General features: G+C 71.1%; 14 protein-coding genes. 10 read left to right on the top strand and 4 right to left on the bottom strand.

What is annotated here, in order from left to right:
* The first annotated feature begins 9 nt into the window (after positions 1–9).
* The 7 genes from IH09_RS06945 to IH09_RS06915 all read left to right on the top strand — a co-directional run bounded on the left by IH09_RS06945 (position 10) and on the right by IH09_RS06915 (position 9,129).
* Complete coding sequence (locus IH09_RS06945) at positions 10–1,575, top strand: 4-hydroxyphenylacetate 3-hydroxylase N-terminal domain-containing protein (RefSeq protein ID WP_052855190.1); 1,566 nt, start codon at positions 10–12, stop codon at positions 1,573–1,575.
* A 66-nt stretch (positions 1,576–1,641) separates the two neighbouring features.
* Positions 1,642–2,241, top strand: coding sequence for a flavin reductase family protein (locus IH09_RS06940; protein WP_165484808.1), 600 nt, complete (start codon positions 1,642–1,644; stop codon positions 2,239–2,241).
* On the top strand, positions 2,231–3,457 hold the full coding sequence (locus IH09_RS06935; protein ID WP_052855188.1) for an aminotransferase-like domain-containing protein: 1,227 nt from the start codon (positions 2,231–2,233) through the stop codon (positions 3,455–3,457). The genes IH09_RS06940 and IH09_RS06935 overlap by 11 nt, the downstream gene beginning before the upstream one ends.
* Before the next feature lie 10 nt (positions 3,458–3,467).
* A complete protein-coding gene (locus IH09_RS06930) occupies positions 3,468–4,166 on the top strand; it encodes an RraA family protein (RefSeq protein WP_110952116.1) in 699 nt (232 codons plus the stop codon).
* Positions 4,167–4,494: 328 nt separating this feature from the next.
* A complete protein-coding gene (gene ahcY, locus IH09_RS06925; protein WP_052855186.1) occupies positions 4,495–5,964 on the top strand; it encodes an adenosylhomocysteinase in 1,470 nt (489 codons plus the stop codon).
* Between the two features lie 497 nt (positions 5,965–6,461).
* Complete coding sequence (locus IH09_RS06920) at positions 6,462–7,793, top strand: ATP-grasp domain-containing protein (protein ID WP_052855184.1); 1,332 nt, start codon at positions 6,462–6,464, stop codon at positions 7,791–7,793.
* 91 nt (positions 7,794–7,884) lie between these two features.
* Positions 7,885–9,129, top strand: coding sequence for an MFS transporter (locus tag IH09_RS06915; protein WP_052855183.1), 1,245 nt, complete (start codon positions 7,885–7,887; stop codon positions 9,127–9,129).
* A gap of 162 nt (positions 9,130–9,291) precedes the next feature.
* Here the strand turns inward: IH09_RS06915 and IH09_RS06910 are convergent, their stop codons facing one another.
* Positions 9,292–9,888 (bottom strand): AAA family ATPase, encoded by a 597-nt coding sequence (locus tag IH09_RS06910; RefSeq protein WP_205380210.1) that lies wholly within the window; start codon positions 9,886–9,888, stop codon positions 9,292–9,294.
* Positions 9,889–10,011: 123 nt separating this feature from the next.
* On the opposite strand from IH09_RS06910, the gene IH09_RS06905 reads away from it, so the two are divergent.
* The gene (locus IH09_RS06905; RefSeq protein WP_052855178.1) at positions 10,012–10,440 is read left to right on the top strand and encodes a hypothetical protein; all 429 of its coding nucleotides are present in this window, start codon (positions 10,012–10,014) and stop codon (positions 10,438–10,440) included.
* A 99-nt stretch (positions 10,441–10,539) separates the two neighbouring features.
* Here IH09_RS06905 and IH09_RS06900 read toward each other — a convergent pair whose 3' ends face one another.
* Complete coding sequence (locus tag IH09_RS06900; protein WP_052855177.1) at positions 10,540–11,115, bottom strand: TetR/AcrR family transcriptional regulator; 576 nt, start codon at positions 11,113–11,115, stop codon at positions 10,540–10,542.
* Positions 11,108–11,944, bottom strand: coding sequence for an alpha/beta fold hydrolase (locus IH09_RS06895; protein ID WP_052855175.1), 837 nt, complete (start codon positions 11,942–11,944; stop codon positions 11,108–11,110). The genes IH09_RS06900 and IH09_RS06895 overlap by 8 nt, the downstream gene beginning before the upstream one ends.
* A 529-nt stretch (positions 11,945–12,473) precedes the next feature.
* On the opposite strand from IH09_RS06895, the gene IH09_RS06890 reads away from it, so the two are divergent.
* Both IH09_RS06890 and IH09_RS38815 read left to right on the top strand, forming a co-directional pair.
* Positions 12,474–13,343, top strand: coding sequence for a DoxX family protein (locus IH09_RS06890; RefSeq protein ID WP_052855174.1), 870 nt, complete (start codon positions 12,474–12,476; stop codon positions 13,341–13,343).
* Positions 13,344–13,639: 296 nt separating this feature from the next.
* The gene (locus IH09_RS38815; RefSeq protein ID WP_190233222.1) at positions 13,640–14,143 is read left to right on the top strand and encodes a hypothetical protein; all 504 of its coding nucleotides are present in this window, start codon (positions 13,640–13,642) and stop codon (positions 14,141–14,143) included.
* Positions 14,144–14,979: 836 nt separating this feature from the next.
* Here the strand turns inward: IH09_RS38815 and IH09_RS06885 are convergent.
* Complete coding sequence (locus IH09_RS06885) at positions 14,980–16,455, bottom strand: NAD(P)/FAD-dependent oxidoreductase (RefSeq protein ID WP_052855172.1); 1,476 nt, start codon at positions 16,453–16,455, stop codon at positions 14,980–14,982.
* Positions 16,456–16,753 lie beyond the last annotated feature (298 nt).

The raw sequence follows: 16,753 nt of genomic DNA, 5'->3' as shown, positions 1-16,753 counted from the left end.
AGGAGATCCATGAGCGCAACGACCTCGTTGCCGGAGCAGCCCAGCACCCGCAACGACGTCCGTCCGATGACCGGCGAGGAGTATCTGGACTCGCTGCGTGACGGCCGGGAGATCTATCTCTACGGCGAGCGCGTCGAGGACGTCACCACGCACCCCGGTTTCCGCAACAGCGCCCGCTCCATCGCCCGGCTCTACGACGCGCTGCACGCGCCGGAGGCCGAGGGTGTGCTGCGGGTGCCGACCGATACCGGCAACGGCGGGTTCACCCATCCCTTCTTCAAGACGGCGCGCTCGGCCGAGGACCTGATCACCGCGCGCGACGCCATCGTGGGGTGGCAGCGGCTGGTCTACGGCTGGATGGGCCGGAGCCCGGACTACAAGGCGTCGTTCCTGGGAACTTTGGGCGCCAACGCGGACTTCTACGGGGAGTTCAAGGACAACGCGCTGCTGTGGCACAAGCGGGCCCAGGAGCGGGTGCTGTACTTCAACCACGCGATCGTCCACCCGCCGATCGACCGGGACCAGCCGGCCGATCAGACCGCGGATGTGTGTGTGCACGTCGAGGAGGAGACCGACGCCGGTCTCATCGTCTCGGGTGCGAAGGTGGTCGCCACCGGGTCCGCGCTGACCAACGCCAACTTCATCGCGCACTACGGGCTGCCGCTGCGGGACAAGCGGTTCGGTGTGGTGTTCACCGTGCCGATGGACACCCCGGGGCTGAAGCTGTTCTGCCGGGCGTCCTACGAGATGGCGGCGGCCGTCATGGGGACCCCGTTCGACTATCCGCTGTCGAGCAGGCTGGACGAGAACGACGCGATCATGGTGCTGGACCGGGTGCTCATCCCGTGGGAGAACGTCTTCATGTACGACGCGGAGGCGGCCAACTCCTTCGCGAACGGGTCGGGTTTCCTGGACCGCTTCACCTTCCACGGCTGCACCCGCCTCGCGGTGAAGCTCGACTTCATCGCCGGGTGCGCCATGAAGGCCGTGGAGATGACGGGCACGTCGACGTTCCGTGGTGTGCAGGCGCAGATCGGCGAGATCCTGAACTGGCGCGACCTGTTCTGGGGCCTGTCGGATGCGATGGCCAAGTCGCCGGTCGCCTGGGTGGGCGACGCCGTGCAGCCCAACGTCCGCTACGGGATGGCGTACCGCACGTTCATGGGTATCGGCTATCCGCGGATCAAGGAGATCCTGCAGCAGACGCTCGGCAGCGGGCTGATCTACCTCAACTCGCACGCCAACGACTGGAAGAACCCGGATGTGCGTCCCTATCTGGACAAGTATCTGCGGGGTTCGCACGGGATCCAGGCGATCGACCGGGTCAAGCTGCTGAAGCTGCTGTGGGACGCCGTCGGCACCGAGTTCGGCGGGCGGCACGAGCTCTACGAGCGCAACTACGGCGGTGATCACGAGTCCGTCCGGTTCCAGACCCTGTGGGCGTACCAGAGCTCCGGTGAGGCGGATGCGCTCAAGGGGTTCGTGGACCAGTGCATGGACGAGTACGACCTCGACGGATGGACGCGGCCGGACCTGTTCAACCCCGATGAGCTGTCGTTCGTCCGGGGCCGCTGATCTAGGGCCGGTACCGGTCGCCGGGCGCGGCCCCGGTGCCGGCCACGGCATGGAGGAATTCCAGTGATGGCAAGCAGCGGCGGTGCCGACACCGATACCCGCGACGACGTGGACCCCACGCACCTGCGCGAGGCGATGGGGCAGTTCGCCAGCGGGGTCACCGTGGTGACCACCGCGACGGGCGAGCAGGACGATCTCGATGCGCACGGCATGACCGCGAACGCGTTCACCTCGGTGTCGCTGCGCCCTGCGCTGGTGCTCATCTCGGTCTCCAACGCGGCGACCACGCACCGGCGGATAGCCGAGAGCGGCCGCTACGGGATCTCCGTTCTCAGCGCGGACCAGAAGTCGCTCTCGGAGCATTTCGCGGGGGGTGCGCAACGGCCCGATCTGGTCCGTTTCGTGTGGCGTGACCGGCTTCCGCTGGTGGCGGATTCGCTGGTGCAGCTGACGTGCACGGTGCGTCAGTCCCATCTGGCGGGTGACCACACCGTGTACATCGGGGCGGTCGACGGGCTCTGGAACGCTTCGGGGTCTCCCTTGGTGCGCTACGGTAAAAAAATGTACATATTAGACATTTCTTGCCAGGACGGGCCTTCCGCTCCGAGCCGTGCGGAGGACGCCTTGAACGGTGGACAGATGGGACGGCCTACCTATGCCCGTTGACCTCGGTTCCAGGTCGTGGGAGCAGTTGTTCGCCCGGCACGTCGCCGGTGACACCGGTGACGAGATCACCGCCATCCTCGACCAGGCCGGCAGCACGGACGCCATCGCCCTCTCCGGCGGGTTCCCGCATCCGGACACCTTTCCGCGGGCGGCGCTGGCGGAGAGTTTCCCGCGGGTGATCGGCGACCCCGCCGCGCTCCAGTACGGCCCCACCGCGGGGCTGCCCGGACTGCGGGACTGGTTCGCGGGCCGGCTCGGCGCCCAGGAGGGCGTCCGGCCCGGGGACGGCGAACTCATGATCACCAGCGGCGGAATGGAGGGCCTGGGGCTCATCACCCGGTGCCTGCTGGACGCCGGTGACCGGGTCGTGGTGGAGGGCCCCACCTTCTTCGGCGCCCTCGTCGGGTTCCAGCGGGCACAGGCGCAGGTCGACGCCGTACCGGTCGACTCCGAGGGGCTGGACGTGCCCGCGCTGGAGTGGCTGCTGCGCGAGCGCCCCGGAGCGGCGCCCAAGCTGGTGTACGTCATACCCGACCACCAGAACCCGACCGGTCTGAGCCTGTCCGTCGAGCGGCGCCGGGAACTGGTCGCGCTCGCCCGCCGGTACGGGATGCTCATCGTCGAGGACGTCGCCTACCGCGAGCTGGGGTTCGACGGTGAGCTGCGGCCGAGCCTGTGGGCGCTGGCGCCGGATGTGGTGGCCCAGGTGGGCACCTTCGCCAAGACGTTCACCCCCGGGATACGGATGGGCTGGATCGCGGCGCCGGCCCCGCTGATCGCGCAGCTGGTGCGGGCCAAGCAGAACACCGACCAGTGCACCGGCGCGCTGGGGCAGTTGCTGCTGGAGGACTACGGGCGCTCGGGGCGGTTCGACCAGGGCATCGCCTTCTCGCGGACGTTCTACCGCGCGCGGCGCGACCTCATGACGGCCGCGCTCGGCGCCCACCTGCCCGAGGAGATGCGCTTCACCCGGCCCGGCGGCGGCTTCTTCAGCTGGGTCACCGCGCCCGGCCACGTGGACACCGTGGCGCTCCAGGCCCGTGCGCTGGCCGAGAAGGTCACCTACGTACCGGGGCGGGCGTTCTATCCGGACGCCCGGGGCGGCAACGAACTGCGCCTGGCGTTCAGCCGCGTGCCCGACGAGAAGATATCCGAAGGGGTGCGCAAGCTCGCGGGGGTGCTCGCGCAAGCGGCCGGCCTGCGCGGCGCACGGTAGGCACGGCACGATGAATCGAGAGGTGCACGAGGTGCAAACCGTCTACAACGAGCTCGTCCGGCCGCCCAGGGACGTGATCGAGGCGTTCCACGAGGTGCTGCGGGCGGAGTACAGCCCGAGCTGTCTGGTCGCCGACGCCCAGGAGCGCGTCGGTGCGATCGGCGGTCTGCGGTCGGTCAAGCGGGAGCACCGGGTCATCGGTCCGGCGCTGACCATCGACCTGCCCGAGGACGATCTGGTCGACATCCTGCCGGTGCTGCCGACGGCGCAGCCCGGTGACGTCATCGTGCTGGCCTGCCACGGGAACACCCGGATGGCGATGTGGGGCGGGCTGATGGCGACGCTGTCGCAGATGGCGGGGATCGCCGGGGCCGTGGTCGACGGTGCCGTCCGCGATGTCGACGAACTGCGCGATCTCGACTTCCCCATCTGGTACCGGACCACCATGCCCCGGCGCTGCCCGGCGGCCGCCCCGGCCGCCGGCCGGCCCGTGCGGGTCAATGTGCCCATCGTGATCGACGGTGCGGTCATCGAGCCGGGCGACATCATCGTGGCCGAGGAGAACGGTGTCGGTGTGGTGCCGCCCGCGCTCGCGGACGAGGTGCTGGCGGCGACGCGGCAGCTCCTGGCGAAGGAGAGCGTCATCCGCGACAAGATCAATGACGGGGCGACGCTCAACCAGTTGCTGGCCGAGTTCGGATATCTGTGATCACACGCTGTTCACCCCCCGGTCACCGCGTCCGCCGGCGCCCCGCGCGCGGGGCTCGGCATCCGGCCAAGTCGGCTGGTATCACGTGCCGCTGGCGCTTGCCGGGATGTAACGTGCTGCGGGGCGGAGGGACCTGACCGCAGGTCAACCGGGATGTCGGCGGGGAGCGGATGCACGGCACAAGCAACATCGGGGTGTCGCTCTGTCGCGGCCGCCGGCATCCGCACATCCGCCCGTCCACCGGCGCGCAGCAGCCCGCCCGGCCGCCGTATGCGGATCGGGAGCACCCCTCGCCCGCTGCCGCTTCAACCATGCTTGAGGAGATGACATGACGGTTAGCCTGACCGCTGACAGCGCAGGGTCGGTAGACGGCTTCAAGGTCGCCGATCTCGCGCTCGCCACGCTCGGCCGTAAGGAGATGACGCTCGCCGAGCACGAGATGCCCGGACTGATGGCGCTGCGCAAGGAGTTCGGTCCGCAGCAGCCGCTGGCCGGCAAGCGGATCGCGGGCTCGCTGCACATGACCGTGCAGACCGCCGTGCTCATCGAGACGCTGGCGGCGCTCGGCGCGGACGTCCGCTGGGCCAGCTGCAACATCTTCTCCACCCAGGACCAGGCCGCCGCCGCGGTGGTCGTGGGCCCCGAGGGCACCCAGGACAATCCGCAGGGCAGCGCGGTGTTCGCCTGGAAGGGCGAGAACCTGGAGGAGTACTGGTGGTGCCTGGAGCAGACGCTCACCTGGCCGGACGGATCGGGACCGCACTCCATCGTCGACGACGGCGGTGACGCGACGCTGCTGGTGCACCTGGGTGTCCAGCACGAGGCCGCGGGCGCGGTGCCCTCCCCCGGTGAGGACGACGCGGAGGAGTACCGGATCCTCCTGGACACGCTGCGCCGTTCGCTGGCCGACAACCCCTCGAAGTACACCGAGATGGCCAAGGCGATCGTCGGCGTCACCGAGGAGACCACCAACGGCGTCAACCGGCTCTACCAGCTGGCCCGGGACGGCGAGCTGCTCTTCACCGGCATCAATGTCAACGACTCCGTGACGAAGAGCAAGTTCGACAACAAGTACGGCATCCGGCACTCGCTGGTCGACGGCATCAACCGGGCCACGGACGTGATGATCGCCGGCAAGCTCGCGGTGATCTGCGGGTACGGCGATGTCGGCAAGGGGGCCGTGGAGTCGCTGCGCGGCCAGGGCGCCCGGGTGGTCGTCACCGAGGTCGACCCGATCTGCGCGCTGCAGGCCGCGATGGACGGACTGCGCGTGATGGCGCTCGACGAGGTGCTCTCGACGGGCGACATCTTCATCACCACGACCGGCAACCGCGACATCATCATGGCCGACCAGATGGCCAAGATGAAGCACAATGCGGTCGTCGGCAACGTCGGGCACTTCGACAACGAGATCGACATGGCCGGTCTCGCCAAGATTCCCGGCATCAAGAAGGTCGAAATCAAGCCACAGGTGCACACCTGGACGTTCCCCGAGGGGAAGTCGCTCATCGTGCTGAGCGAGGGCCGGCTGCTCAACCTGGGCAACGCCACCGGGCACCCGAGCTTCGTGATGTCGTGCTCGTTCTCCAACCAGACGATCGCCCAGATCGAGCTGCACACCAAGACCGGGGAGTACGCGGCCGAGGTCTACACGCTGCCCAAGCACCTCGACGAGAAGGTCGCCCGGCTGCACCTGCCCGCGCTCGACGCCACGCTCACCACCCTCACCAAGGTGCAGGCCGATTACATCGGTGTCGATGTGAAGGGGCCGTTCAAGCCGGATCACTACCGTTACTGAGCCCCTTGTCCGACCGTAGGTGAGGTACCGACGCCGTACCGAATGCCCCGTTCCCGGCATGTCCGGGAATTGGGCATTCATTGTTCGACACATCCCCCTTACGGGGGGCTGCTCTGTTAAAGTACGAAGAACGCACACAGCGGCGAAACGGGGGAATTCCAGGTAGCTGTAGACAATTGCCCAACGGGGAGATATCGCCGAAGCGGCGATCTTTCGCATCGAATTGTGCGACCGGCGATTCACGTGCCGGCGCACACCTCGCACGGTGAGACCCTGCCGTCGGCCTGTCTGCACGGATCCGTCCGCAGTGGCGTCGCCCGCCGTGGCCGACTTCCGGCGCGCGGGCGGGTGTCCGCCTTAGACGGCGTCACCTGTGCGCCCGTATCACCGAGTTGCCCCCGGCCCTGCCGCACGCCGTAGCTGTCGGCATATGCAGCCCACCCCTCGTGTGTCGTCGACGGCAGCAGTGGCCGCACCAGCTGACCGAAGGAACGTCCATGTTCAACCTTGCCCGCGCTCACGCCAACGGCAACCGCTATCTGCTCCTGCTCGGCGCCGACATCCTCTTACGCGAGCGGGCCATCGTCTCGGCGCTGCGCACCTATCCGGGGCCGGTGATCGGGATGAGCCAGGCGCCGGCGTCGGACAGCGCCAACCGGTTCTTCGACCATGTGCTCAGGGCCGACTACTACGACGCCGCCGAAGCCCTCGCCGCGGTCGAGGCGTTCGAGCGGGAGACGGGCCTGACGCCGGACGCGGTGGTCCCCGTCATCGAGATGACGGTGCACGTCTCGGTCGCCCTCGCCCGCCACTACGGCCTGCCGACACTCTCCGACGAGTGCCTGGCCCGGTCCCGGGACAAGCACACGATGAAGGTGGCGTTCGAGGAGGCCGGGGTGCCCTGCGCCCGGCACCGGCTCTTCAGCACCCTGCCCGAACTGCGGGACGCGGCCGCCGAGCTGACCTACCCGCTGGTGCTCAAACCGCGGGACTTCGCCGGAAACGTCGGCACCATCAAGGTGAACGGCCCCGGCGAACTGCCCGCGGCCTTCGACTACTGCCGCGAATCGCTGCTGGAGATAGCCCCCACCTACGATTTCGCCGACGGCCGCTACCAGGCCGAGGAGTTCTTCGCCGCCACCCATGAGGTCTCCGTGGAGGTCGCCAACCACGAGGGCGAGCGCGCAGTGGTGGCCGTGACGGACAAGTCCAAGGCCGGCGCCCCGTACTTCACCGAGAAGGGCCAGCTGGTCCCCAGCGCCGACTCCGGCAACCAGGCGCTGCGCCAGGTGGCGCTGGAGGCGTGTGCCGCGCTGCTCATCGACCACGGTCTGGCCCATGTCGAGGTCCTGGTCAACGGGGACGAGCTGAGCGTGGTGGAGGTCGCCCCCCGCCCCGGCGGCGACGGGATCATGGACCTGATCGACCGGGTCTACGGCTTCAGCCCCTACGACGTCCACATCGCCTCCTACCGGGGCACCCTGGAGGGGCTGCCAAAGTTCCCCACCCAGGCGCGGGGCATCGGCGCGACCGCCTTCCTCAAGGCACCCGAGGGCACCGTCGCCGAGGTCCACCCGGTCAAGGACCTCAGCGACCAGGAAGTGGGCCTCTACACAACGGCCGAGGCCGGCGACTGGTCCCGGCCCCTGACCTCCTATCTGGCCCGCGACGGAGTGCTGGAGTGCTTCCGCGGCGGGCAGGGGGGCGACCAGCCGGACCCGCACGCCTTCCGGGCCGCGGTCGACGAACTGGCCGCCGCCCGCACCGAGCAGCTCTTCACCGTGACCCAGGCGGGCTCCGGGGCGGTGCCCGAGGAGGCCGGGTCATGACGGCCCGCCCCGCCACCCGCCGGCCGGGCCCGCGCTCGCGCGCGCGGTCCGGCAACGCCCCGCACGGCGCGGCGACGGGAAGCCGCCGGACATGTTCCTGAGCACTCTGCGCACCGTCCGCGGCCTCAACCGCGATCTGCGGACCCTGTTCGTGGTGACGCTGGTGTTCCGGGCGGGCACGATGGCCTTCCCGTTCCTCGCCGCGTATCTGCTGGGGCAGCACCGCTACGGCGCGGCCGAAGTGGGCGTGGTGGTCGGCGCGTTCGGCGTGGGGGCGCTGCTCGCCGACCTCTCGGCCAGCGTGTTCCTCGGCCGTATCCGGCCGACCCTGGTGATGGTGGCGGGGTCGGTCGTCTACGCGGCCGTCCTGACCGTCGTCCCGCTGCTGTCGGGGGTGGTGCCGCTGGTGGCCGCGGCCCTGCTGTGGGGTGTGGCGTACGAGATCTACACGCCCGCGGCGTACTCGCAGGTCGTCGCCAGCTCGCCGGCGGAGGAACGGAAGATCGCCTTCTCCTGCAACCGGCTGGCGATCAACCTGGGCATGGGCGTGGGGCCGGCCGTCGGCGGGCTGCTGTTCGCCGTGGCCCCGCTGGCGCTGTTCTACGTCAACGCGGTGTGCGTGCTGGTCGCGGCGGCCGTCCTGTGGGCGCGCCAGCCGTCGGGCGCGCCCGAGCGGGGCCGGGCCGGTGAGCGGGTGCGGCTGGTCTCGTCCACCGCGCACGGCGAGACGCGGTTTTGGACCATCTTCTGCCTGGCCCTGCCGGTGCACGTGGCGTATGCGCTGCCGCCGATCCTGCTGAGCGTCTATGTCATCGAGGGGCTGGGGCTGCCCGCGTACTGGGCCAGTGCGGTGTTCGTCGTCAACGCGGTGGCGATCGTGCTCTTCGAAGTGCCGCTGAACAAGGCGATGTCGGGGATGTCGCACGCGAGGTCGCTGCTGATCGGGTTCGGTCTGGCCGCCGCCGGTTTCACGCTCATGGGCCTGACCGCCAACGGTTTCGTGCTGGCGCTGGTCACCCTGCTGTGGACCGGGGGCGAGATGATCGTCTTTCCCGCGCTGCTCAGCTATGTCAGCCATCTGTCCGACCGGGCGGTGGCCGGCCGCAACATCAGCCTCTACTCGGCCGGCGCCAACATCGGGTTCATCGCCGCACCGCAGATCGGCGTGGCGCTGTCCGCCAAGGGCGCGCCCGGCACCCCGTGGCTGGTGGCGGGTCTGACCGTGGGCGCCGCGTTCGGGCTGCTGCTCGGGGCCCGGTCCAGCACCCGGACCTGGTGCCCCGAGGAGCCGCACCAGCCGCACCGGCCGCAGCGGGAGGAGGCCCCGGTCGGCTGATCCGCGTCCTGCCGCCGCCCGCGGAGGGAGGTCATCTCTCTCGTACGTCCCGTTTCCCTCAGCGCGATTCGAAGATCACGAGATCCGGGTGTACGAACCGTGCGGGGCGGCGGGCGTCGGGCGGCCCGGCTGAGGGCCGTACCGGTCCGGGGGGCGGATCGGTCAGTGGGCGGCCTGCCGTAGCCGGTGGGTGAGGGTGTGCCAGGGGCGGCAGTCGACGACGGGCAGGGCGTGGAGCGCGGCCTGCTGGGCGAGCCAGCGGGAGTACCGGGCGCTGATGTCCGCTCGTCGGCGCTGCGTACCGTGCTCCGGTTCGCGGTCGGTGTAGTTGGCGGTGATCTGGGCGGCGTCGTCCTCGTGGAGGAAGACCGCCCGCACGGTGCGGCCCGCGGCGGCGCCCTCCTTCCTCGCCCGCAGCGCGGCGGCCGGGGTGAGGTAGTCACCCTCGACCACCGCCGCCACGTCGACGGTCAGGCGGTTGCGGACGACGCCGAGCAGGGCGGGTTCCAGGGCGTTGGCGGTGGCGATCTGCAGCTCCACCACCCGCTCGGGGTCGAGGCGGCCGGGGTCGGGGACGGTGTCGAAGTGGTGCAGGCCGGGGTGTTGTGCGGCGCTGGTGATGTTCTGGACGGCGCTGACCACGTCGTCGAACTCGACGATGAACGCCCCTGTTTCCCGGGCCAGTTGTGCGGCCGCCCGGCTCTTTCCTATGCCGGAGGCTCCGCCGAGAAGAAGTACGTCCCACTCTGTCCTGGTCACGGCCCGACCGTATCGCACCGCCGCCGGCGGCCCCGGGGCGCCGGTCGCGGCCGGCAGCAACGGCGTTGGCGGGCGCGGCCAGCAGCGGCGGTGGTGGCGGGCGGGGGCGTGCGACGATGCCTCATGTTTCTCGTCTTCTTCGGCCCGCCGGGCGCGCTGGTGCTGATCGCGGCCGTGTCCGGGCTGGTCGCGCACGCCGTACGCAGGATCCGGCAGCGGTGCGCGCCGCGGCTGGCGAGTCCCCGGCCCCTGGGGCTGGTGTCCGTGGCGGCGCTGGGCGCCGCCGTTCTGGTCTTCGGTTATGCGGACGCGTGGTACTCGCCCGGGTTGTACGGGGACAAGACCTGCCTGGCCCGGATGGGTGTCAGGGCCCATCCCCGGTCGTCGGGCCACTTTCCGCTCAGCACGGTGTGCAGCGGCGTGGAGATCGTCCCGGCCTGGGTCAACCCCGCACTGACCGCGCTGGCCGCGCCGGCGGTGCTGACGCTGGTGGCCGTGCCCGTCGCGTATGCGGTGCGCCGGCTGACGGCGGTGCCGGTGTGCGGTGGGTGAGCGTCCGTCACCGCGGTGCGGCGCCCCTGAGCGGTCGGGGCCGGCCGGGGCGTCGGTGTCGGTCGCGGCGTGCGGGCCGCTCCCCCGCCGCGGCCGGCCTCAGGCCGGTGGCGGCGGGGAGCCGGTGGGGGTGTGCAGTCCGGTGATGACCATGTGCGTCAGCAGTTCGTAGCTCTCGTCCAGTTCCTCGGGGAGCTGGAAGGCGCCTTGGGCTTCGAGGGCCGCGAAGCCGTGGAGGACCGCGCGCAGGCAGCGGACCGCGTGGATGGCCGCGGAGTCCGTCATGCCGTAGGCCCGCAGGGTGGCGAAGAGGATGTCGAGCAGCCGCTGGCCGGCCTGGGCCGTCCGTGGTTCGGGGCGGTGCAGGAGTGCGGCGTAGCGGTGCGGGTGGTGGCGGGCGTAGTGGCGCCAGGCCGTCATGAGGGCGCGGATCGCCTCGTCGGCGGAGTGGCCGAGCACGGCCTGGCCGACCTGGTCGGCGATGTCGTTCATGATCCGCGCCGACATGAGGTCGCGCAGTTCGGCGAGGTTGCGTACGTGCTTGTAGAGGGAGGGGGTGGCCACGCCCGCCCGGCCGGCCACCGCCGACAGGGTCAGGGCGTCGGGGCCTTTCTCGTCGAGGAGTTGCAGTGCGATGCCGACCACGGCGTCCGCGGAGAGCGCGGCCCTAGCCACGGACGCCGGCCTGGAGGAAGGCGAGGATGGCGGTGGTGACGTCGGCGGGGAACTGGGCGTGTGCGTAGTGGCCCGCGCCCTCGATCATGTGGAGCCGGCCGAGTCCTTCGGGCAGTTGCGCCACGATGGCCTCGCCCTCGGCCCGGGGGTCGGGCCAGTCGGGGTCGAGGGTGCCTTCGATGACCAGGGCGGGGCACCGGACGTCGGCGAGCCTGGCGCCCGCGTCGGTGGGTGCGGACATGCCCATCTTGGCGACGACGGCCATCCGGCCCGGCCGGCGCAGGTCGGCGTCGAGGGCGGCGATGCGGTCGGCGTGGCCGGCGGGCCGGGGGCCCGGGTGGGCGTGGTCGAGGTAGCGCTGCCACAGTCCGACGCTGCGCAGCATGCCGGCGCCCATCAGGAGGGCCATGCCCTTGCGGTAGCGGGGGTGGGAGGCCAGGGCGCCCAGGTCGATCTTCTGGGCGCGGGTGAACGGGCTGATCTCGACGAGGGCGCTGACGAGTTCGGGTTCCTGGGCCGCGGCGATGGTGGCGGCGCCGCCGGCGAACGAGTGGCCCACGAGGACGGCGGGGCCGCCCAAGTGCCGGATGAGGGCGAGCAGATCGGCCGCGGCGTCGGTGCGGGTGTAGGAGGGCCAGCCGGTGCTGGACTCGCCGTGTCCCCGCTGGTCCATGGCGGCGACCCGGAACCCGGCCGCCGCGAGGCGGGTGGCCACCGCGTCGTAGGCCGACCGGTTGTCGCCCATGCCGTGGGCCAGCACGATCAGCGGGCCCTCGCCCGTCACGTCGTAGGCGAGCTGTCCGCCGTTGGCCGTCAAGAAGTGCGTCATGCCGTCCCGTCCCCGAAGAGTTAACGTCTGTAGCCATGAAGCTAATGCCATTAGCTTGATGCGTCAAGGCGGCCCGCTTCCCCTCCCCGCTCCCCCATCGTCCGTTCACCCACGGTGACCGCGACGGGGGCCGGAGCCGGGCGAGAACGCCGGACCCCCGCAGTCGAGTTGACATCCGCACCAGGTGCTGCAATATGAACAGGAGGTCGTTTTACTGCCTCAATGTACGTCGATAGCGGCATATGGGTGTTTCCGGAAGGTTTCCGTCTTCACCACCCAGCGTGAATGCCGGCGGGCCCCCTCCGTTCGTCTTCGAGGCCCGCACGGTGACCGTCGCTCGCAGTCGAGCCACCGGCCGCAGCCGCCCGTCGGCGCCGTGTGACAGCGATCAACTCCGCCGGCGCCGCATCAGCGGCCCCGCGTCCGGCCCACGGCGCAGCGCCGAGGAGCCGGCGCCGTGCTGCCCGGTACTTCCGCCGGGCCGGCACCCGTGCCCTGTCGGCGTGCTCCGACAGAAGGGCAACTGACCATGAGCCTCTCCCGACGTCCGGGAAGTCCCGCCGGTACGACGCGGACCGACGGGACGGCCCCGCACCCCGCCCGCCCGGCGCTTGGGGACATCTGGTCCGGCCGGGCGTGGCGTCCCTCGTTCCCGCGCACGCTGACGGCGCTCCGGCTCGCCCTGGCGACGGTGTATGTGTGGTTCGGGGTGCTCAAGCTCCTCGGCACCAGCCCGGCCGGTGTTCTGGTCAGGGCCGCGCTGCCGTTCCCGGCCCCGGGGTGGTTCGTCCCCGCGCTGGGCGGTGTCGAGATCCTCATCGGCACGCTGTTCGCCCTCAACCGGTACCTGCCCCAGCTGCTGCCGCTCTTCGCCGCCCATATGGCCGGCACCTTCTCCCTCCTGGTCTTCGCCCCGCACCTCGCCTTCCAGAACGCCGATCCGCTGCAACTGACCGCCACGGGCGAGTTCGTCATCAAGAACCTGATCCTGCTCTCGGCCGGGGCCCTGGTCTCGGTGGCCGCGGGCCACACCACGGCCACCGGCGCGCAGGCGGCGGCCCCCTCGGACCTGTCCCCGGCGCCGCAACCGCACGCGGAACCGGAGCCGTTGGCCGAGCCCCACTGCTCGTACGGGCCCACGGCCTGCCCGGACTGCGGCGCACCGGCTGTGGAGCGCCGGCGCCCGGCGGGACCGGCGGGCGACGCCGGCGCCGGCGCCTGGTGGTGCCGCGGATGCGGACTGCGGTTCGCGGTACACCACCACGTACAGCGGATGCCCGGCACCGGCCGCACTCCCCCCGCCACCCCCGCCCGGCGCCGCCGGCTGCCCGGCGCACACCGGGCAGGAGAGGCACGGTGGCGTCCCAGCCCGGCGGAGGCGGAGGCGGAAGAGGGCTGACGCGGTTGCCGGGAATCGGTGAACTGCCTTGCTGTGGCGGTGAGTTGCCAGTCCTGGGCGAGGGTCGGGTGGGCGGGCGGTGCGTGGTTCGGGCGGCGTCGGCGGGTGGGTACCGGCGCCGCCGACGGCGGTGCCGTCCGCCGGAGCCCCGGCCGCCGAGGGCGGGTGGTCACCCGTCGGCGGCGGCCGCGTGGTCCGGGGCGGGATGCCGCCAATGGATTCGCCGCCGTCCTTCGTCCGCGTGGCGCGCCAGCGCGTCGCGGGGACGGCCGCCGTGGGTGCGGCACGGTAGGCGGGTGCGCCCTCCTCTTCTTCTTCCTGCCGTCGCGGCGGTCCTGCTCATCACCACCGCCGGCTGTGTGTCCGTACCGGCCGGCGGACCGGTGCGCGCGCCCGTCCTGGCCCCTGACGGACGTACGGTCGCGCCGGTGTGGCCCTCCCCCACGGTGGCGCCGCATCGAGAACAGCGCCAGGAACAGCCCCGGGAGCAGTTGGTGACGGTGCGCGGTCTGACGGGGAGGCCGGCGCACGCGGGGGCGGGCACGGCGCGGGCGGCCGGGCCGGTACGTGCCGCGCCGGCGCACCGGCGGGAGCGGCCGCCTCGGCGGGTGCGGCCACCCCGTGCCCGGGTGGCGGTCCGGTCGCGGGAGCCGGTGCGTAAGGCGCGGCAGGGCCGTCATGGTGTGCCCGCTCGGCCGTGGCTGCGGGCGTCGGCGGAGGCCGGGGTGGTGTGCCGGATGGCGTCCGGACGGGTCGGCGGGGAGTTGCTGCGTGCCTGCCGCCGGATGTTCGGCGGCTGAGCCGGGCGGCACGGGGCTGATGGCGGCCGGCACGGGGCCGGTCGCGGCTGGCGCGGGGCTGGTGGCGGCCGGGCGGCGGTTGGCGGCTGCGGGCGCGCGAAGTGGCCGGGCCCGAGCGCTGGTTATGTCCCGGTCCCGGCCGCTCGGTGTGTCCCGGTCCCGGTTGTGTCCCGGTCCCGGTTGTGCCCCGGCCGCCGGTTGTGTCCGGGTCCCGTTCCGCGCTGCCGTCCGTATCAGGCTGCTGTCAGTATCGGGCCGCTGTCGGTATCGGGTTGTCGTCGTATCGGGCTGCCGCCGTTCCCGGCGGCGATCGGCCGCCGGGAGCGGGCAGGTGAAAGCGGCCGGGCCGCGTGGTGAATTGGCCAGGCGTGGCAATGGGACCGGCTGCCGGCAGGAGCAGCCGGCGAAAGGAACAGCCGAGGAGCAGCCGACGGAAAGGAGCGGCTCGAAAACGTTCCCGTATGGCAACTGCGCGGATTGATGGTGCCGTTGGGCGGCTTGTCCGTGAGTGGTGCGGAGTGCGGGTGGCCGGTTTCGGTCGGCGGGAGGAAAGGGCGTTGCGCGCGGGCCGGGTGGGTGGGTGGATGAGTGCGGTTTTTCCGGTGGGGCGGCGCCTTTCTTGTGCGGGATATCGAGAATTCCCGGGTGCGGGTTTCCGGTTGCAAGGGTGCGGCGCTTTTGGAGTATCGGGGCGGCGGTGAGATGGGGAGGGTCGCCCGGCGGGAGGCGGTGGGGCGTGGTGTGCCTGGTGCGGAGGCTGAGTGTGGGGTTGCCGGGGGCTGCGGGGCGGGCCGTCGGGCTGTCGGTGGGACGGCCCGCCCGGGTGGGACGGTTTGCTATCGCGCTGCCGCGCCGGCCCCTTCGCGGCTCGCCGCGTAGTACTCCCGGAGGATCTTGGCCAGATCAGGGATCTGCCGGGAGAGGAAGAGCAGCTCCGGCGGGGGCGTGAACTCCGGGTCGATCTCCTCGGCCCAGCTCAGGGTGGCCGGGCGCAGGTCGTTCTCGATCCATCCGTCCCACTCGACGGGGATTTTCCAGTCCTGTTCGTAGCCGATCGCGATCGTGTGGTGGACGACGTCCTCCACGATGCGTTCGCGGCTCCACGCCTGGAGGGGCGGCCGTACGGGGGTGAAGGGGGCCAGTGCGGCGCGGGGTGCCTCGCCCAGGATCCGGGCCGTCATCTCCTGGGCCAGCAGCGGCGAGAGGTGCAGGCCGTCCCGGTACGTTCCGGTCATGATCCACAGGCCGTCCATGCCCCCGTCGCCCAGCAGGGGGAAGCCGTCCACGGAGACCGGCCGGTTTCCGACCTGGACCTTGGCGACGTGGCTGTCCCAGAGGTTGCGCCGGACCTGGCGGTGGGCGCACTGGAGCAGGAAGACCAGGTCCCGCATCTCGGCGATGTCGCGCGGTTCGGAGGAGATGACGTTGGTGGCGCCGAGGTAGACCTCGCCCTGGCTCCTGGGCAGGACGTGCAGTCCGCAGGCGAACGAGCGGTTGGGGGTGCGGATGACGCTGCTCGGCGAGGTGCCGTCCACGGTCTTGACGAGGGCCGAGACGCCGTAGCCGCTGACCAGTTTGGGGATGCGCGGGCCGACGGGCAGGGTGTCCAGCAGTACCTGGGTGCGGGCGCCGGCGGCCAGCACCACCTGGCCGGCGCTGATGCCGTCGCCGTTCGCCAGGGTGACGCCGGTGACCCGGTCGCGGTCGTGGACGACCGCGGTCGCGAGTTCGGTGATGACCGTGCCGCCTGCCGTGGTGAACGCGGATTCCAGCCGCGCCATGAGGGCGACGGGGTTCACGGCGTGCTCGCCGGGGATGTGGAACGCCTTCAGCGGGCGGGAGAGGGGTTCGCTGTCCACCCAGTCGAGGTCGGCCGGGTCCACGTCGTGGAACGGTTCGGCGTAGCGGACGAGTTCGGCGCGGATGGCGGCGAAGTTGGCGTCGTCGATCTCGGGGATGCCGATGGTGTTGAGGATGAGGGTGGTGCCGTCGGCCGTCTTGATGCTGTCGCCGCCGCCGGTCTCCTCGTCGAGTTCGGCCAGCCACTGGGGCCACATCCGGGTGGCCTCGATGCCGAGCTCCAGTTTGGTCCTGCCGTGGTCACTGGCCACCAGGGAGGTGGTGACCTCGCCGAAGCAGCCGAGCATGGCACCGGCCGCCGTCGATCCCGCCCAGGGGCGATGCGACTCCCCCAGCAGTGCCACGCGTTGTCCCCGCCGTGTCAGGGTCAGGGCCAGCGAAAGCCCCAACGCTCCGTTTCCGACGACGAGGACATCGAATCTTCGGCCTTCCGGCCCCCCATTGGAATTCATTTTGCATCCCATTCTTCCGAGGTCATTACCGCGCGACACCGACTTGGTATTCGCGACACACGTCTGACATTTCTGGAAGGTTCAGCAGGGTGGAGAGAGTTGCATAGGGTTGCGTTCACTGGCAACGGATTCCCTGAAACAGCAACAAGTCCCGTATGGCCTGGGAGAACAGGGATTCCGGGGCGTTCGGCGGCCTGCGGGGAGTTCCGGTCCACAGCGGGAAACGGGGGCGGCGGGAACGCGGACAGAATGATCTACATCGCCTATCCCGGAGCGTGATCCGCCCCTTACCAGGAGT

The sequence above is a fragment of the Streptomyces celluloflavus genome (genome assembly GCA_000720995.1).
GTDB lineage: Bacteria > Actinomycetota > Actinomycetes > Streptomycetales > Streptomycetaceae > Streptomyces > Streptomyces celluloflavus.
Note: the sequence above shows the minus strand (reverse complement) of the source record. Positions and strands in the feature narration are given on the sequence as shown.

Excerpts from the sequence above, each read along its gene's own strand:
- IH09_RS06945 (WP_052855190.1), top strand. The coding sequence starts at position 10 with ATGAGCGCAACGACCTCGTTGCCGGAGCAGCCCAGCACCCGCAACGAC.
- IH09_RS06940 (WP_165484808.1), top strand. The coding sequence starts at position 1,642 with ATGGCAAGCAGCGGCGGTGCCGACACCGATACCCGCGACGACGTGGAC.
- IH09_RS06935 (WP_052855188.1), top strand. The coding sequence starts at position 2,231 with ATGCCCGTTGACCTCGGTTCCAGGTCGTGGGAGCAGTTGTTCGCCCGG.
- IH09_RS06930 (WP_110952116.1), top strand. The coding sequence starts at position 3,468 with ATGAATCGAGAGGTGCACGAGGTGCAAACCGTCTACAACGAGCTCGTC.
- ahcY (WP_052855186.1), top strand. The coding sequence starts at position 4,495 with ATGACGGTTAGCCTGACCGCTGACAGCGCAGGGTCGGTAGACGGCTTC.
- IH09_RS06920 (WP_052855184.1), top strand. The coding sequence starts at position 6,462 with ATGTTCAACCTTGCCCGCGCTCACGCCAACGGCAACCGCTATCTGCTC.
- IH09_RS06915 (WP_052855183.1), top strand. The coding sequence starts at position 7,885 with ATGTTCCTGAGCACTCTGCGCACCGTCCGCGGCCTCAACCGCGATCTG.
- IH09_RS06905 (WP_052855178.1), top strand. The coding sequence starts at position 10,012 with ATGTTTCTCGTCTTCTTCGGCCCGCCGGGCGCGCTGGTGCTGATCGCG.
- IH09_RS06895 (WP_052855175.1), bottom strand. The coding sequence starts at position 11,944 with ATGACGCACTTCTTGACGGCCAACGGCGGACAGCTCGCCTACGACGTG.
- IH09_RS06890 (WP_052855174.1), top strand. The coding sequence starts at position 12,474 with ATGAGCCTCTCCCGACGTCCGGGAAGTCCCGCCGGTACGACGCGGACC.
- IH09_RS06885 (WP_052855172.1), bottom strand. The coding sequence starts at position 16,455 with ATGAATTCCAATGGGGGGCCGGAAGGCCGAAGATTCGATGTCCTCGTC.